Origin of the sequence: Candidatus Thiopontia autotrophica, assembly GCA_014384675.1 — a bacterium.
GTDB lineage: Bacteria > Pseudomonadota > Gammaproteobacteria.
Map to the genome: position 1 here is coordinate 1 of JACNFK010000024.1, position 15,205 is coordinate 15,205.

At 47.6% G+C, this 15,205-nt stretch carries 17 protein-coding genes; 9 read left to right on the top strand and 8 right to left on the bottom strand.

Features of this window, described 5'->3' with window-relative positions; genetic code table 11:
- The 4 genes from H8D24_03600 to H8D24_03615 form a co-directional block, all read left to right on the top strand.
- On the top strand, nucleotides 1–162 hold a 162-nt coding region (locus H8D24_03600; GenBank protein MBC8519478.1), incomplete at its 5' end, for an SCO family protein.
- Nucleotides 163–253: 91 nt separating this feature from the next.
- Nucleotides 254–1,822: a hydrogenase iron-sulfur subunit gene (locus H8D24_03605; GenBank protein ID MBC8519479.1), complete on the top strand. Its 1,569-nt coding sequence runs from the start codon at nucleotides 254–256 to the stop codon at nucleotides 1,820–1,822.
- Nucleotides 1,819–2,322 (top strand): hypothetical protein, encoded by a 504-nt coding sequence (locus H8D24_03610; GenBank protein ID MBC8519480.1) that lies wholly within the window; start codon nucleotides 1,819–1,821, stop codon nucleotides 2,320–2,322. The genes H8D24_03605 and H8D24_03610 overlap by 4 nt, the downstream gene beginning before the upstream one ends.
- Before the next feature lie 72 nt (nucleotides 2,323–2,394).
- A complete protein-coding gene (locus H8D24_03615; GenBank protein MBC8519481.1) occupies nucleotides 2,395–2,700 on the top strand; it encodes a hypothetical protein in 306 nt (101 codons plus the stop codon).
- A 37-nt stretch (nucleotides 2,701–2,737) separates the two neighbouring features.
- Here the strand turns inward: H8D24_03615 and H8D24_03620 are convergent, their stop codons facing one another.
- Nucleotides 2,738–2,968 (bottom strand): hypothetical protein, encoded by a 231-nt coding sequence (locus H8D24_03620; protein MBC8519482.1) that lies wholly within the window; start codon nucleotides 2,966–2,968, stop codon nucleotides 2,738–2,740.
- 40 nt (nucleotides 2,969–3,008) lie between these two features.
- Nucleotides 3,009–4,364, bottom strand: coding sequence for a cbb3-type cytochrome c oxidase subunit I (locus tag H8D24_03625; protein MBC8519483.1), 1,356 nt, complete (start codon nucleotides 4,362–4,364; stop codon nucleotides 3,009–3,011).
- Between the two features lie 388 nt (nucleotides 4,365–4,752).
- Here H8D24_03625 and H8D24_03630 point away from each other — a divergent pair, with 388 nt between their 5' ends.
- From H8D24_03630 to H8D24_03640, 3 genes are all read left to right on the top strand, one after another.
- The gene (locus H8D24_03630; protein MBC8519484.1) at nucleotides 4,753–5,433 is read left to right on the top strand and encodes a DUF1566 domain-containing protein; all 681 of its coding nucleotides are present in this window, start codon (nucleotides 4,753–4,755) and stop codon (nucleotides 5,431–5,433) included.
- A 3-nt stretch (nucleotides 5,434–5,436) separates the two neighbouring features.
- Nucleotides 5,437–6,342 (top strand): COX15/CtaA family protein, encoded by a 906-nt coding sequence (locus tag H8D24_03635; GenBank protein ID MBC8519485.1) that lies wholly within the window; start codon nucleotides 5,437–5,439, stop codon nucleotides 6,340–6,342.
- Between the two features lie 73 nt (nucleotides 6,343–6,415).
- Nucleotides 6,416–7,387 (top strand): COX15/CtaA family protein, encoded by a 972-nt coding sequence (locus tag H8D24_03640; GenBank protein MBC8519486.1) that lies wholly within the window; start codon nucleotides 6,416–6,418, stop codon nucleotides 7,385–7,387.
- A gap of 12 nt (nucleotides 7,388–7,399) precedes the next feature.
- Here H8D24_03640 and H8D24_03645 read toward each other — a convergent pair whose 3' ends face one another.
- The 6 genes from H8D24_03645 to H8D24_03670 are packed head-to-tail and all read right to left on the bottom strand — an operon-like array spanning nucleotide 7,400 to nucleotide 12,077.
- On the bottom strand, nucleotides 7,400–8,890 hold the full coding sequence (locus H8D24_03645) for a c-type cytochrome (GenBank protein MBC8519487.1): 1,491 nt from the start codon (nucleotides 8,888–8,890) through the stop codon (nucleotides 7,400–7,402).
- On the bottom strand, nucleotides 8,887–10,029 hold the full coding sequence (nirJ, locus tag H8D24_03650; protein ID MBC8519488.1) for a heme d1 biosynthesis radical SAM protein NirJ: 1,143 nt from the start codon (nucleotides 10,027–10,029) through the stop codon (nucleotides 8,887–8,889). Before nirJ ends, H8D24_03645 begins: the two co-directional genes overlap by 4 nt.
- A gap of 10 nt (nucleotides 10,030–10,039) precedes the next feature.
- Entirely contained in the window at nucleotides 10,040–10,534 is a 495-nt protein-coding gene (locus H8D24_03655; protein MBC8519489.1) for an AsnC family transcriptional regulator, read from the bottom strand.
- Between the two features lie 9 nt (nucleotides 10,535–10,543).
- Complete coding sequence (locus H8D24_03660) at nucleotides 10,544–10,990, bottom strand: Lrp/AsnC family transcriptional regulator (GenBank protein ID MBC8519490.1); 447 nt, start codon at nucleotides 10,988–10,990, stop codon at nucleotides 10,544–10,546.
- 26 nt (nucleotides 10,991–11,016) lie between these two features.
- On the bottom strand, nucleotides 11,017–11,571 hold the full coding sequence (locus tag H8D24_03665; GenBank protein ID MBC8519491.1) for an Lrp/AsnC family transcriptional regulator: 555 nt from the start codon (nucleotides 11,569–11,571) through the stop codon (nucleotides 11,017–11,019).
- The gene (locus H8D24_03670; protein ID MBC8519492.1) at nucleotides 11,568–12,077 is read right to left on the bottom strand and encodes an Lrp/AsnC family transcriptional regulator; all 510 of its coding nucleotides are present in this window, start codon (nucleotides 12,075–12,077) and stop codon (nucleotides 11,568–11,570) included. Before H8D24_03670 ends, H8D24_03665 begins: the two co-directional genes overlap by 4 nt.
- A gap of 311 nt (nucleotides 12,078–12,388) precedes the next feature.
- Here H8D24_03670 and H8D24_03675 point away from each other — a divergent pair, with 311 nt between their 5' ends.
- Nucleotides 12,389–12,643 carry a chaperone NapD gene (locus tag H8D24_03675; GenBank protein ID MBC8519493.1) on the top strand — a complete coding sequence of 85 codons (255 nt, stop codon included), beginning with the start codon at nucleotides 12,389–12,391 and terminating at the stop codon, nucleotides 12,641–12,643.
- On the top strand, nucleotides 12,644–15,205 hold the full coding sequence (napA, locus tag H8D24_03680; protein ID MBC8519494.1) for a nitrate reductase catalytic subunit NapA: 2,562 nt from the start codon (nucleotides 12,644–12,646) through the stop codon (nucleotides 15,203–15,205).

Sequence of the window (15,205 nt, forward strand, 5' to 3'; positions counted from 1 at the left end):
ATAGGGGATCGTGTGCGCTTCTTCTGTACTGTATATGATCCTGCCAGTGGCGGTTATCGTTTTGATTACTCGATTTTTGTCAGTATGTTTATCGGCTTCATGATTATTGCCATTGGGGTCTATTTTCTGATCAAGGAGTTTGTGATTAACAAACGCAAATAACATTATGGAAATATTTTAGAAATATTTGAATAGTAATGTGACACGTGCAATATAATAAAGAGCTAAGTAAGGCCCAATAAAATTATCACTTATGACTAATCGTATACAAAAAATCAGAGAGTACACCGTCTCTACGATGGAGGGTTGGTTTAATATGTTCTTTACCAAAGAGCTGAACCCCATGTACCATCTGGGAGCCCTTACTGTATATCTATTCTGGATTGTTCTGGTAAGTGGAATATATGTTTTTGTGCTTTATGAATCCAGTATATTCGGGGCCTGGTCATCACTGGAATATATGAGCAATGAGTTGTGGTGGTCTGCTGGAATCATGCGTAGTCTCCACCGATATGCGTCTGATGCCGCAATCATTACCATTATCCTTCACCTGACTCGTGAGTTTGTGTTGGATCGGTTCCGCAGTTTTCGTTGGTTCTCATGGTTTTCCGGGGTGCCACTGCTCTGGATGACAGCATTGCTGGGTATCTCTGGGTACTGGATGGTATGGGATACCATGGCCCAGTATGTTGCAATTGCATCATCAGAGATGATGGACTGGCTGCCTATTTTTACCGAGCCCATGGCCAGGAACTTCCTGACCAACGATGACATGAATGATCGGTTCTTTACCCTGATTGCATTTATCCACGTTATCGGTCTGCCAATCTTTCTACTGTTCGGGATCTGGATTCATCTTCTGCGTATAAGCCGTTCAGTGATTAATCCACCACGTGGACTGGCTATTGGAACACTCGTTGCCCTGGTTGCGCTCTCACTGTACAAGCCTGCAGTGAGCCATGAACAGGCAAATCTTGATACTGTACCAACCGATATAAACCTGGACTGGTTCTATCTGAATATATATCCACTGGCTGATAATTGGCCAATGTGGGCGGTATGGTCTCTGGTGTGGGCAGTTAGTGCTCTGTTGATTATCCTTCCATGGTTCCCCAAGAAGAAGCAGCCACCAGTTGCCGAGATCTTCCCGGAGGAGTGCAATGGCTGTGGCCAGTGTGTGGATGACTGTCCATACAGTGCAATCACAATGGAGCCAAGAACTGATGATCTCCCTTATGATGAAGTTGCAGTAGTACACGATAGTTACTGTGCAAGTTGTGGTATCTGCGCTGGCTCTTGTCCATCATCAACTCCATTCAGAAAAATGGATCCACTGGTAACCGGCATCGATATGCCTCATGAGTCAGTCAATATGTTGCGTGAGGAGTGTAACTCCAAACTGGAAGAGCTGGATGGTGACACCAGTATTATTATCTTTGGTTGTGATCATGCAGCAGAGCTGGAGAGATACAAAGGTGGCGATACCGCAGTAGTTACCCTCCCGTGTACAGGAATGTTGCCAGCCTCATTCATTGATTATGCATTCAGGCGCGGCAATGTCGATGGTGTATTTATAACCGGTTGTCTGGAGAATAACTGTCACTATCGTCTAGGTAACCACTGGCTTGATGGGAGGATTCATAAGGACAGGAAGCCTGCGCTGCGCTCACGAGTTGATCGTAATCGTATCCGGATTTTCCGTGCCGAGAGCCCTGACCAGAAAAAACTTGATTCACAGATCAACGAGTTCCGTGATTATCTGCAGAGTTATAGCGGTGAGCAGGATGGTGAAGATGGCAGTGGAGAGGAGACTAAACAATGAACAAGGTTATGCAGATAATCGGTCAGGTTGTGCTCTATGGACTGTTTATGGCGGTAGTTGGATACCTCTCTACATCACCGTCATATAACCACATGGGTCCTGATACAGCACTGATCAAGATCAGTCTCGCTCACACCAGTGAACCAGCCGGGGAGTGTGTTAAACAGACCCCTGAGCAGCTCGCCAAACTTCCGCCAAACATGCGAATGCCTGTGGTATGTCCCAGAGAGCGTTCTCCAATTTTTATTGAACTGGAGCTTGATGGCGAGGTGGTTCACTCGGAGACCATCATGCCGTCAGGGCTACACCACGATGCTGCAGGCTATACCTATCAGAAGATAACAGTGCCGTCTGGTAAACACAGGCTTGGAGTGAAGATGCGTGATAGTGTAGACAGTGACGAGTTTGACTATATTGCTGAGAAGGATATTGAGATGGCTCCGGCAGAGATCGTAGTGGTGGATTTTGACGCAAAACATGGGAAGTTTATCTTTGAGTAATATTTATCTAAATTTACCGGAGGGGAGAGTATGGGGATACTGAGTAATTTTTTTGGTAAGAGACGTTGCCCAATGTATACGTACAAGGCAGTTGTCGATATATTCAAGAATGAGGACTACTGTGATACAGACTGCGAGGGTGGCTTCTACTCGGATATGACGATTCACTACTATGCAGATACTCTATGTAGTCTCGGAAGATTGATGAGAGTACGTGAGCCTGATCCTGGTAAGGTGACAATTTTTGAGATCAAGAATGGTAGAGAGATTGAGGTTCCCAAAACAAGCTATACCCAGGAGAATGGCAGCTGGCGCTCCAAGAACTCTCTGTGCGAAAGCAATAAGCGTTATGGGGTAAAGGTAAAATCCAATCAATAAAGTCTGGTAAATAGTCTCTGGTTAAGAGATTTGGACTCTATCGGCCAGACCATGGATAAGAGCCATTGTTCAGTAGCGCTCCATCTTCCGGCATCATGATATTCTCCATAATACTGAAAACAGTGACAGCAAGTATCAGGATAATCACAAAGAATATAACGCTTCTGTATGGAAGCACTTTTCCGTACATTGACTCCAGGTAACCTAGAATTCTGTCTGATACCAGATAGAGCACAACTGCTATTACTGTGTAGAGTACCATTTCCATACTTGCTATCTCCTATTGCAAAGCCATATATTAACGCCAACTAACCTCGTTTGGCACGAATTGATTTCCAGCATACCACCAGAAAAAGCACTCCGCCAACTACGGCCAGCAGTCCGCCAATGCGGGTAAAGCTGACACTCAGCGCACCGTAAAAATTATCTGCCCCTATAGAACCACCGACACTCTTTCGGGCTGCACCGTGGCCACCTGACAGCGCCAGTCCTGCAACATGCATAAGCTGCCCAACGGCATATATGTAAGGCTGTAGTGTGGCCATTTTTCCGCTTGGGGCGGTAAACCCAACTTTTGGCAACAAGATGTAAACCAGCCCCATGAAGGCGAGTGTTACCCCAACAATGGATCCATGATAATGGGCGGGAATAATGGTGTTGTATCCAGAGATCATAAATCCAATAATGCCGCCGGCGGCGAACAGGATGAATGATGCAACCAGGGAGGCGTGAAGAGGTCGCTGCTCAGCACTCTTTATACTGGTGCGGAACAGTCCAGCCAGCAGGAACAGCGATACAAGTATCGGCGCCACACTATTGCCATAACGCATCAGCCAGGTAAACCACCCACGGTACTCTGCAGAGAGCACCCCAAATGAGGCAAGAATCCAGGGCACAATAATCAGTGGGATAAAGCCGACAACCAGCATGGTTGCAGTGCTTCCTGGAGAGGGAAGAGTCTCCATCTTGAGCGCAGAACCCAATGCCAGCCAGGCAATTACCAGCAGGGTCGTATAGGTAAATTGCAGGATGTGTCCATCTGACCAGAACAGGATCTCATAATAGGTGACGGCCGCTCTATCTGGGTCTGGAGGGATGGATGTATAGGTATGGATAAATGTTATTGCCGCAATAACTGTTGCCAGCATGGCAAGCCATCCACCAAGCTGTATCAATCCCTTCCCACTATCTGGAAACAGCCTGGGGGGTCTCTTCATGATGGCTGGGGCCAGAAGGAGTATACCGACCGCAAAGAGACCAAGACCAAGATGAAAGATTGGATGGTCCAGTACCGGAATATAGTTGTTCATTATCGGAGTGGTTGCCCCCAGTAGTGGAGCAATTGATATGATCACCGTGCCAGCTACCGCCAGACGCAGCGACCATCTGGCAGCCATGGTTGGTGATGACAGCATGCTGGTCCACAACGCACCCCCGATAGCAAGAAACCAGACAAAGACAGAAAGGTCTACATGGACAACCAGTGCAGTACGAAACAGATCGGTCCATGATGCCGAATCAACTACCAATGTACGCAGCAACACCAGAAGTACAGCTGTCAGTCCGGGGACGATAAGTGAGGCCAACGCCAGATATATCCACCCTCTGATTAATGGCTGGACAGCTTCAGGGATGGTGGGTTGGTAATCGGGTTGTCTGTTCATTGTGGTAACTCTTCAGCACTTGCTCTACCGCAACAGTTTGTGATCCACTGCAGCAGGCAAGATTGTTGTTATTTGTTGCGGTTTTGCTCTTTAGTCTGTTTGTCTGGACGTTCCATTATTTTGAAGAGCCAGACAAATGCGGATATAACAACCCCAAGATTTAAAATGATGCCGATAATCCAGAACGTACTTAGCTCTCTCATCTCTTTTCTCTGTATTTGTGCCCGCAGTTAAAGATCCCCTAATTGTACATACCTTCACCTCTCGGACGATAGAATGTTTTGATCGCTCAACAGGTTGAAAAAATAGTATACTGCGGGCCACATATTCAGATCGCAACAAGCGATACCTGATCACCAAAAACTTGTCATTAGGAAATTTATCGGCTATGAAAAAAGTAATAGGCTTGATCCTGTTCCCACTATTTTTGATGGGATGCGAAGGGCTCACAGATGAGGATAGAAAGATCCGTGAGGAGAACTTTGTCAGAGTAACTGCAGATGGATCTGTGTACAGTGGTAGTGGAAATTATGCTGATGCCCCATGGGAGTGTGTATATGACAAATCAACAGGGCTTCACTGGGAGGTAAAGAGGCCTGAGCCAGGTGAGCTACGTTCTGCCGACAACACCTATACCTGGTATGACCCCGAGATGAGAGAGAATTTCATAGGTGTAGCCAATGGAGGCAGCTGTGCAGGGAGTGATTGTGATGCGATCTCTTATGTGGCAGAGGTTAACAAGGAGGGAATCTGTGGTCTGAATGATTGGCATCTGCCAGAGAATATAGAGATGGGTTCTATAGCATTTATCAGCAAGGACAGAAGTATTGACCCGAACTTTCGTAATTTCTTCCCTAATGGACATGCCGCTGATTATTGGACAGCTTCAACCTATGCGTTCCAGGGAGGAAGTGCATGGGCCTGGGATTTCAAGCTGGGCTATGATCATGTGGATTGGCAGAAAAACCCCAAACATATTCGCCTGGTTGCTGGAAAGGTAGATAACGAATATATTCAAGACAATAAAAATGAACTCTTTGGTGAGAGGCCAGAACGAAGAGAGCAGTAATAGATGAGGTTGAATATCCGTTATCTGGTTGTAATAACAGTTCTGCTGGTGGTGACCCTCAACTTTACCAGCTCGTATATCAGGCATGTAAAGTCCGGGCTGGAGTGTGTTGAACGGCCACTCTGTTATGGTGAGGTTGGAGTAACTGGTGAGGCCAAGGGTTTTGCCGGTATTGCCGAGGGTGAATACCATTTAGCAACCATGACACACCGCACCCTGGCTGGTGTTATTGCAATACTTGTGTTGCTGGTAAATATTGTATTGATTAGGGCTGGAGAGAGTGATGCCAGATTAAGGAAATATGCCGTGACCATGGGCGGTACTGTATTGTGGCTCGCAGGGCTGGGGATAACCGCAGGTGGATCACTTGGTCTCTGGGTGGTTATGGGTAACCTTTTGGGGGGAATGATTCTGTTGGGTTCTTCTGCCCTGTTGATGGCTGGAGTTTTTGGCTGGGAGCAGAGATTCTCATTGCAGAGGGTGGTTATGCTGGCCGGTGCCATGTTGCTACTGACCATGTTTATGCAGGGCGGGATGGTCTCTGCCAAATTTGCAGGCATGGCCTGTACAACCCTACCTGACTGCAATGGATATTGGTGGGCAGAAAATCCTTTAATTCAGATGCATATGATGCACAGATTCTCGGCAGCGGTTGCTATTCTCTATTTTGGGGTAATGTTGCTGCGTGCCCTCAGGAGAGGTGATTCAGGTCAGAGAAATTTTCTACTCATATTGCTACTGCTGCTATTTGTACAGATCAAGCTTGGTGGCCTCATGGTGGAGGAGCAGCTTCCACTGATTGTGACCTCAGTTCACTCTACACTTTCCCAATTGCTTATAGCTGCTCTGCTGATCTATTCTTCGGTTACTGGTGTGAGAACAGAGAAGGGGATAGAGAGCGGTGTATAGTTCTCTTTCAGCATATAACCACAATCGCCAGATCGGGATCTGGCTCCTTGCCGTCTGCCTGCTTATCTATGCGATGGTGGTGCTTGGCGGGATTACTCGTCTGACTGGCTCCGGCCTCTCAATGGTGGATTGGGATCCACTGATGGGGTGGATTCCGCCACTGACTCAGATGGAGTGGGAGCGTGTGTTTGACCTCTATCGTCAATCCCCCGAGTACCAGAAGATCAATATGGGGATGGACTTGGCAGGCTTCCAGTCAATCTTCCTGTTAGAGTATCTGCACAGGGTTCTGGGGCGTCTGATTGGCCTCGCCTTCCTGCTGCCATTCATCTACTTTTGGGTTACCGGCAAGATTCAGCGTTCGGCTATCCCACGATTTATTCTGATGTTCATCCTGGGTGGTCTTCAGGGTGTGTTGGGATGGTACATGGTCAAGAGTGGGTTGATTGATAACCCTCATGTTAGCCAGTATCGTCTGACTGCACATCTTGCGGCAGCATTCCTGATCTATGCATACCTGTTCTGGACCGCGCTTGGCTATCTGCTTCCTAATGCCAAATTCAGAATGGGCAGAAATCTCTCGGCTAAACTATATGGAACATCACGCTGGCTAACTATCCTGATTGTGATCACTATACTCTCGGGCGGGTTTGTTGCAGGTCTCAAGGCAGGGTATGGTTACAATACCTTTCCGGACATGAATGGAATGTATATCCCTGATGGTCTCTTCAGGGAGAGCCCGCTCTGGATCAACTTCTTTGAAAACAGAACCACAGTACAGTTTGACCACCGCATCCTGGCAATTACCGTATTGATAGCAACCATAACTGTCTGGTTCCGATATCGACAGGCAGAGCTCTCTAAATATGCCCGTAGCGGGATGAATGCACTGATGGTAATGGTGCTGATTCAGGTGGCTCTCGGAATCAGTACGCTTTTACTGGTTGTGCCAATTCATCTGGCATCAACCCATCAGGCAGGTGCTGTGGCACTCTTCACCATAACCCTGTTTGTCACCTATGCAGCTCGTCGTGGGATGAGATAGAGTTTCCGAGTACTAGTGGCTGGTACCCTCGGATTTGGTGATCTTGTTGAAGACATTATACTTGCCGACAGGTTTCTTCATGGGGATTCGTTTTATCTCCTCCAGGGTATCTCCGTCGTACACTATCAGAGCACCATCCTCCTCCCAGATACTGAGCAGGGCATAACGTCCATCACGGGTAAACTCGATATGGGCAGCGGTTTTCCCGGGGGCGGGACGTACTGTTTTGACAATCTCCAGTGACTGCTTGTCAATAATATGTACCAGGTCACGGTTGGGGCCGAAGAAGACATCAGCCCAGGCGTAACGGCTATTCTCATGGCTGCGCATAAAGAATCCAGGCCCCTTGGTCTTGATTTCCTCAATGGTTTTCCAGTTATTAACATCAATGATGGTAAGAGCACTTTTGCGCAGGTTTGGGGATGCCATTACAGTTTGATTACCACGCCTCCAGCTAATTCCTGATCCCAGATGGGGCATCCCCTCTAGTGAGATGTCTGCAATCTTTCTGCCCAGATCAAGATCAATTACCTGGCCCTGGCCTTTTCTGGATGATCCGATCAGATGTTTGTACTGTTGATCAAAGAAGAAGTCATCCAGAGTCTCTTGTAGCATGATTTTTCTGATGACGGGTTCTGGCTGAGCATCGGTAGGGAAGGGGATCTCCCATACCTCAGGCAGATCTTTGAGTGCAAGAATAAAGCTGTTACGTGGTGTGGCATCATAGACCGCACTGACCCGCGAGCTCTCTCCTCCAGACGCCACCTGAATCACACTCTTTAGAGATAGATCGTTGGCATTCAACAGAACCAGGTTATGTGGAAGGTAGTTGCCCACAGCAACTGTATTGCCATCACTGGAGACAGCAATATTACGGGTATTGATACCGGCTCTTATCTCGGCAACCATCTGCATGCTGTGGAGATCAAACAGGGTCACCCATCCATCACGTGAGGCAAAATAGACAAAACGTCCATCAGGTGAGTATTTGGCCCCTCCATGAAGCGCGAAGCGGGTCTTGAAACGGTGTATTGGTTCCAGTTTGTCGCCATCCAGAATAGTGGCATGGTGGTCTCCTGCCTCCACCACAAAAAAGAGATTTAGTGGGTCAGCATAGTGTTGAGGCTCTGTTGGTAGAGCGGTGAGAGGGGTGTAACTAATATAGCTCTTCTCTATCTCACTCTCGCCCCAGTCAGGAATATCCATTAGTGGAGTATAGATGTGCGAGACCAGTGCCTTGATCTGCTCACCACTTAACTTTTCGTCAAAAGGGGGCATCTGGGTGGACGGGCGTCCGTTGGTTACTGTCTCGATGGCAGCCTTCTTGCGCAGGCGTTTCAGGTTTTCCGGAAGCAGTGCAGGTCCTACCAGTCCAAGTCGATCGGCACCATGACAGGCAGCACAGTTCTGTTGATAGAGATCTTCATTAGCCAGGGTTGCTGACTGCTCTGCAGCCTGGAGGGGCGTTAGTATAAATAGTAGAGAGGCTATTAATGTTTTCATAAAACCCCAATCTCCTCATCAGTCAGATAACAACCGGGATCCTCTGCCCAGACATCACCACTGAGCTGCAGTGCACGTACTCTGGTGTTGCCGCCACATATTTTCAGATATGCGCACTCTCTGCAGCGCCCCTTCACATCTCGTGGTTGCTGTTTGAGACCAGCCATCAGAGGGTCACTGGTATCTTCCCAAATCTCGGAGAAAGGCCTCTCCCTGACGTTGCCAAGGTTATAGTCCCACCACATGGTGTCTGGATGTACATTTCCCAGATTATCGATATTCGAGATATTCACTCCAGACTGATTTCCTCCCCACTGCATCAGCTTCTCTTCAATATGATCAGCATGTTCAGGATAATTTTTTCTCGCCCAGTGCAGTAGATAGACGCCATCCGCATCATTGTTGCCAGTCACATACTCTCGTTTAATACCGTGCTGTACAGATTGCATGGCTGACTCAAACAGCAGATCCATAGCCCGTCTTGTGCTCTGGTGGTATGCATCATCCTCACGATTTTTGTTTCCCCGTCCTGCATAGTTGAGATGTGACAGATAAAACTTCTCGATATTTTTCATCTCCAGCATCTTCAGCATCTGGGGAAGTTCATTCTCATTGTCCTGGGTAAGGGTGAAGCGTAATCCAACCTTGATCTGATGTTGCATACATAGCCGTATTCCAGTCATTGCCTCCTCATAGGCTCCCTCTTTGCGACGAAACTGGTCATGGGTCTCACGCATCCCGTCGATACTGATTCCCACATAGTCATACCCAACAGCTGCAATCCGGTCTATGTTGTCATAGTCGATCAATGTTCCGTTGGTGGAGAGGCCGACGTAGAACCCCATCTCTTTGGCTCGGTGAGAGATCTCGAAGATATCCGGTCTCATCAGAGGTTCCCCTCCAGAGAGGATCAGCACCTTTACTCCATACTGTTTAAGATTATCCATCACCGTAAAAATCTCCTCAGTGGAGAGCTCTCCCTTGAAGTTGGTATCAGCAGAGATTGAGTAACAGTGTTTACAGGTTAGATTGCAGCGTCTGATCAGATTCCAGATCACAACTGGACCAGATGGAGCCCGAGTCGGTTGAATGGGTGTTGGAGTACGTAGCTCCTTCATGTATTGGCTGATTCTAAACATCCTGCACTCTCTACTCTTGGTTTTTATTATGTGCCTTGAGCAGGCGCAGCCCGGTTTTTTTCAGTACAGCATCACTGAAGAGAATGTCATGAGAGCGCACCGATTGCCCCATAATATCCTCAATCTGTTTAGCTTTTGACATTACCTCATTGCGGGTTTTTCCATGAACCATGGCAAACAGGTTATATGGCCATTCCGGCAGATGGCGAGGTCTCTGATAACAGTGGCTGACAAACTCAAGTTTTCCAATAGACTTGCCAAGAGTATCAATCTCCTCATCAGGTACATCCCATACTGTCATTCCATTGGACTTGTAACCAAGCTTGTAGTGGTTTGGGATTATACCGATTCTACGGATAATGCCACTCTCCAGCATGGCTCGCATTCTCTCCATTACATCCTCTGCAGAGAGTCCAAGCGACTCTGCCACCTCATGATAGGGGTGATTTACCAGGGGCAATCCAGACTGAGTGGCGGCAATTATTTTACGATCTATCTCATCCATATAAACTTCTCAGACGAAGAGTTTGAGCTCCAGAAAGTACTCTTTCTGCTTCGGCATATTGTAGACCTCGAGCCCGGTCTCCTGCGCTATCTCATCAAGTACCACGCTAATCTCCTCGCTACTCTCGGTTGATAGCACAAACCACATATTGAGGGGGGATGGTGAACGTCTGTAGTTATGGGCTACCTCATCATGGGCATTAACCAGTTCGGTTACACGTTCGAAATCATCCTCAGGCACCTTGATCGCAGCCAGAGTAACTGCCCCTCCAAGGGCCTCGGCATTATAGAGCGGCCCAAATCTTGAATAGATCTGATCGGTTTTCATAACCTCAAGCCGCCATAACAGCTCATCTTCCGTGATTCCGATTTTAAAGGCAATATCGCGGTATGGGGACTCAGTAACAGGAAACCCGCCCTGCAGGTTGTTTATGATTCTGCGATTAATAGTATCCAGAACAGGAGCATCTTCTCTCCTCATGATTATTCAGGCTTTAGCTCAGGAGCAACTGCAGTTGCCGCTCTGCTTGTGGATGAAAAGTAACGAGCACCTTGCTGTTTGAAGCGGCGACTACTGAATAGAATCTGGTGGTCAATATCCTTAACCGGAGATAGTGACAGCAGGGTATTTACCCTCTTCATTACACTCTCCCGGTCCTTGCCGTGAATCATGGTGTAGAGATTATATGGCCATACATCAGGATCAGTTTTTCGTTGATAACAGAGGGTAACAAAATCCAGCTTGGAGACCTTCTTCCCAAATTCGTCTACAAGAGTGGTCGGAAGGTTCCACACCACCATGGCATTTGCGTTGTATCCCAGGGGGCGGTGGTGGACGATAATTCCCATCCGCCGGATGATTCCGCCAAGCTGTAGCTGCTGAACCCTGTCAATGACCTCATGCTCACTCATCCCGATCATCTTGCCGATATCATCATACGGTCGTGGGGTGAGGGGTAATCCAGTCTGGATCGCAGCCAACAATCTCTTGTCCGCTTCTGTGATTTTCTTGATGGAGACATCCTTGTTGCTGATCATGAGAATGCCGCCGGGTGTACAGAGCCTGACTGTATGCTGAATGGATGTTTCCAGTCCAGCTTGAATCCCAGATCAATATGGAAGTCTTTTACCATGGGAAATGAGTGGACCTGGTATCCAGTCTCTCTCTCGATCCTCTGCAGAATCAGGTTTAGACTGTTTTCATCTTCAGCTGTTACCACAAACCAGATATTCATCTTGTTCTCTCGTTCATAGTTATGGTTAACCTGCGGTAGCTGGTTGATAAGCTCCACCACATCCTCGATTTTATCAGTGGGAATGCTCATTGCAGCCAATGTGCTGTAGCCAATGGTGTGGGGCTGAATTACCGCCCCTACCCGGCTGATCAATCCATCACCCTGGAGTCGTTTTATCTGTCCAAGTACCTCCTCCTCACTAGTGCCCAAGCGCTCAGCCAGATCTGCATAGGGGTGCGGGGAGAGGGGAAAGTGGTGCTGAAACTCATTCAGCAGGCGACGATCCTGTATTGATAATGGTTGGGACATATAGTGGACATTATCTACCTAACTGGAGGTGTCTGATTTGTTCTGGATCAATTTGTTAAGCAAAAATATCAGCAGATATTTCGGACGGTTTCTCTATTTACGAAAAAACCTTATAAAAAATATGTGTAACTACATGTTTTATATAATATCAGAACATAACTGTCATCTTATTTGATCTGTGTCAAATCAAAATTTAACTATACAGCGCTAAAAGATACCTGCTAAGAGTTATATGAGATTTTGGCTATTTGATGATGTGTCGGGTGGTCTGTTTCTCAAAAAGTACAATTTGTAATTGGATTTATAAAGTAATGAATATCTGTAGCGTAATCATACATGTCCGGCCAGAGAGAGCACCATCTGTAACTGCAGACATAGAGAAGCTACAGGGGGCAGAGGTTCATGGAGGTGCAGAGGATGGGAAATTGATCGTAACCGTTGAACATGATGATGATTCAGTAATGTCAGATACAGTCAATGGTTTTACCAGTATAGATGGTGTATTGAATGCCTCAATGATTTACCACCACTATGAAGAATTTGAAGTAGAGCAAGGAGTAGTCTAGATGAGTATGAATAGAAGAGATTTTATCAAGACCAATGCAATTGCTGCAGCAGCAGCAACTGCAGGGATCACCATTCCTGTCGTCACCCAGGCAAAGGATGGCATGGACAAGGACGGTATTCGCTGGGATAAGGCGGCATGTCGTTTTTGTGGTACAGGATGCAGTGTATTGATCGGAACCAAGGGCGGCAGGGTGGTTGCTACCCAGGGTGACCCGGATGCACCGGTTAACAAGGGGTTGAACTGTATTAAGGGATATTTCCTCTCCAAGATTATGTATGGAAAGGATCGTCTCACCAAGCCACTGCTTCGCAAGACCAATGGCCAATATGACAAGAATGGCGAATTTGAGGAGATCTCCTGGGATGAGGCCTTCAAGACCATGGCTGAGAAGTGGGTGACTGCCCGTAAGAAAGGACCAAAAGGGGTCGGTATGTTCGGCTCCGGTCAGTGGACCATATGGGAAGGTTATGCCGCCCAGAAGCTACTCAAGGCAGGTTTCCGCTCCAATAGTCTTGAGCCAAATGCCCGTCACTGTATGGCATCGGCTGTGGGATCATTTATGCGTACCTTCGGTATTGATGAGCCAATGGGTTGTTATGATGACCTTGAGCATGCAGATGCATTTGTACTCTGGGGTTCAAACATGTCTGAGATGCATCCAATTCTCTGGTCACGACTAACTGATACCCGTCTGAGCAAGAAGGATTCTGAGGTTCATGTGCTCTCTACCTTCAGACATCGTAGCTGTGACTTGGCTGATAATGAGCTTATCTTTATCCCCAATACTGACTTGGCAATTGCCAACTATATTGCCAACTATATCATTCAGACCAAGGCCTACAACCAGGCATTTATTGATAAGAATGTAAACTTCAAAAAGACCCCAACTGATATCGGTTATGGTCTGCGTGCATCACACCCTCTGGAGAAGGCAAAAACCGGAAAGGGCGGCAAGCTCTCTGGCATCACCTTTGAGGAGTATGCAAAGTCTGTTGAGCCATATACCCTGGAGCATGCTTCCAAGATCTCTGGCGTACCAAAAACCAGACTGAAGAAGTTGGCAAAACTCTACGCTGACCCCAACAAGAAGGTCACCTCATTCTGGACTATGGGAATGAATCAGCACACACGTGGTGTCTGGATGAACAGCCTGGTCTATAACATCCATCTGATGATGGGCAAGATCTCAGAGCCTGGCAACAGCCCATTTTCTCTGACCGGACAGCCATCAGCCTGTGGTACTGCACGTGAGGTTGGTACCTTTACCCACCGTCTGCCTGCTGATTATGTGGTCAAGAAGGATGCGCACTGTAAGTTTGCCGAGAAGATATGGAAGCTGCCGGCAGGTACCATCCCAAGAGCCAATGGCAAGACCGATGGTGCTGACCAGACTGACATCAGTGGCAAGCCAATGGGCAAGACCATGATCCATGCAGTTGCCATGCATCGTGCACTTAAAGATGGTGTGATGAACTGCTTCTGGGTTATGTGTAACAACAACCTGCAGGCTGCAGCAAACTTCAATGAGGAGTCTCTGCCTGGATGGCGTAATCCTGATAACTTCATTACTGTCTCTGATCCATATCCAACGATATCTGCGATGGGTGCAGACATGATTCTACCTACCTCAATGTGGGTGGAGAAAGAGGGTGCATACGGCAACTCCGAGCGTCGTACCCAGTTCTGGCGTCAGCAGACCAAGGGGCCTGGTGAGTCAAAATCAGATCTCTGGCAGGTTATGGAATTTGCCAAGTATGTGAAGACTGATGATGTTTGGGATGCGGATCTTCTGGCTGCAGCACCTGAGTACAAGGGTAAGACCCTATATGATGTGCTCTATGCCAATGGTCAGGTTGACAAGTTCCCTGCTCAGGAGGTCAAGGATCCAGAGGGTAATCTCTACGGTAATGATGAGATGGAGGACTTTGGGTACTATGTACAGAAAGGTCTTTTCGAAGAGTACCGTCGCTTCCAGTTTGAGGGTCCAAAGAAGGGTCATGAGATGGCACCATATGAGGACTACCATGCATCCCGTGGTATTCGCTGGCCGGTAATTGATGGCAAGGAGACGCTCTGGAGATATCGTGAAGGTTACGATGCTCTTGTACCCAAGGGTGCTGGTGTTAAATTCTATGGTAAGCCAGATGGCAAGGCCAATATCATTACTGCACCTTATGAGCCACCTGCGGAGAGTCCTGATAAAGAGTACGATCTCTGGCTATCCACCGGGCGTGTTCTTGAGCACTGGCACTCTGCTTCCATGACTCGCCGTGTACCTGAGCTCTACAAGGCTATGCCGGACGCAGTGATCTACATGCATCCAAAAGATGCCAAGAAGCGCAAGCTGCGTCGAGGCAAGTATGCCAAGGTAGTTAGTCGTCGTGGGGAGATTATGGCCAGGGTTGAGACCCGTGGTCGTAACAAACCACCACAGGGATTGATCTTTGTGCCATGGTTTGATGCCGGACGTCTGATTAATAAGGTAACACTGGATGCCACTGATCCACTCTCGAAAGAGACGGATTACAAAAAGTGCGCAGTTAAAGTGGTCAAGGCATAA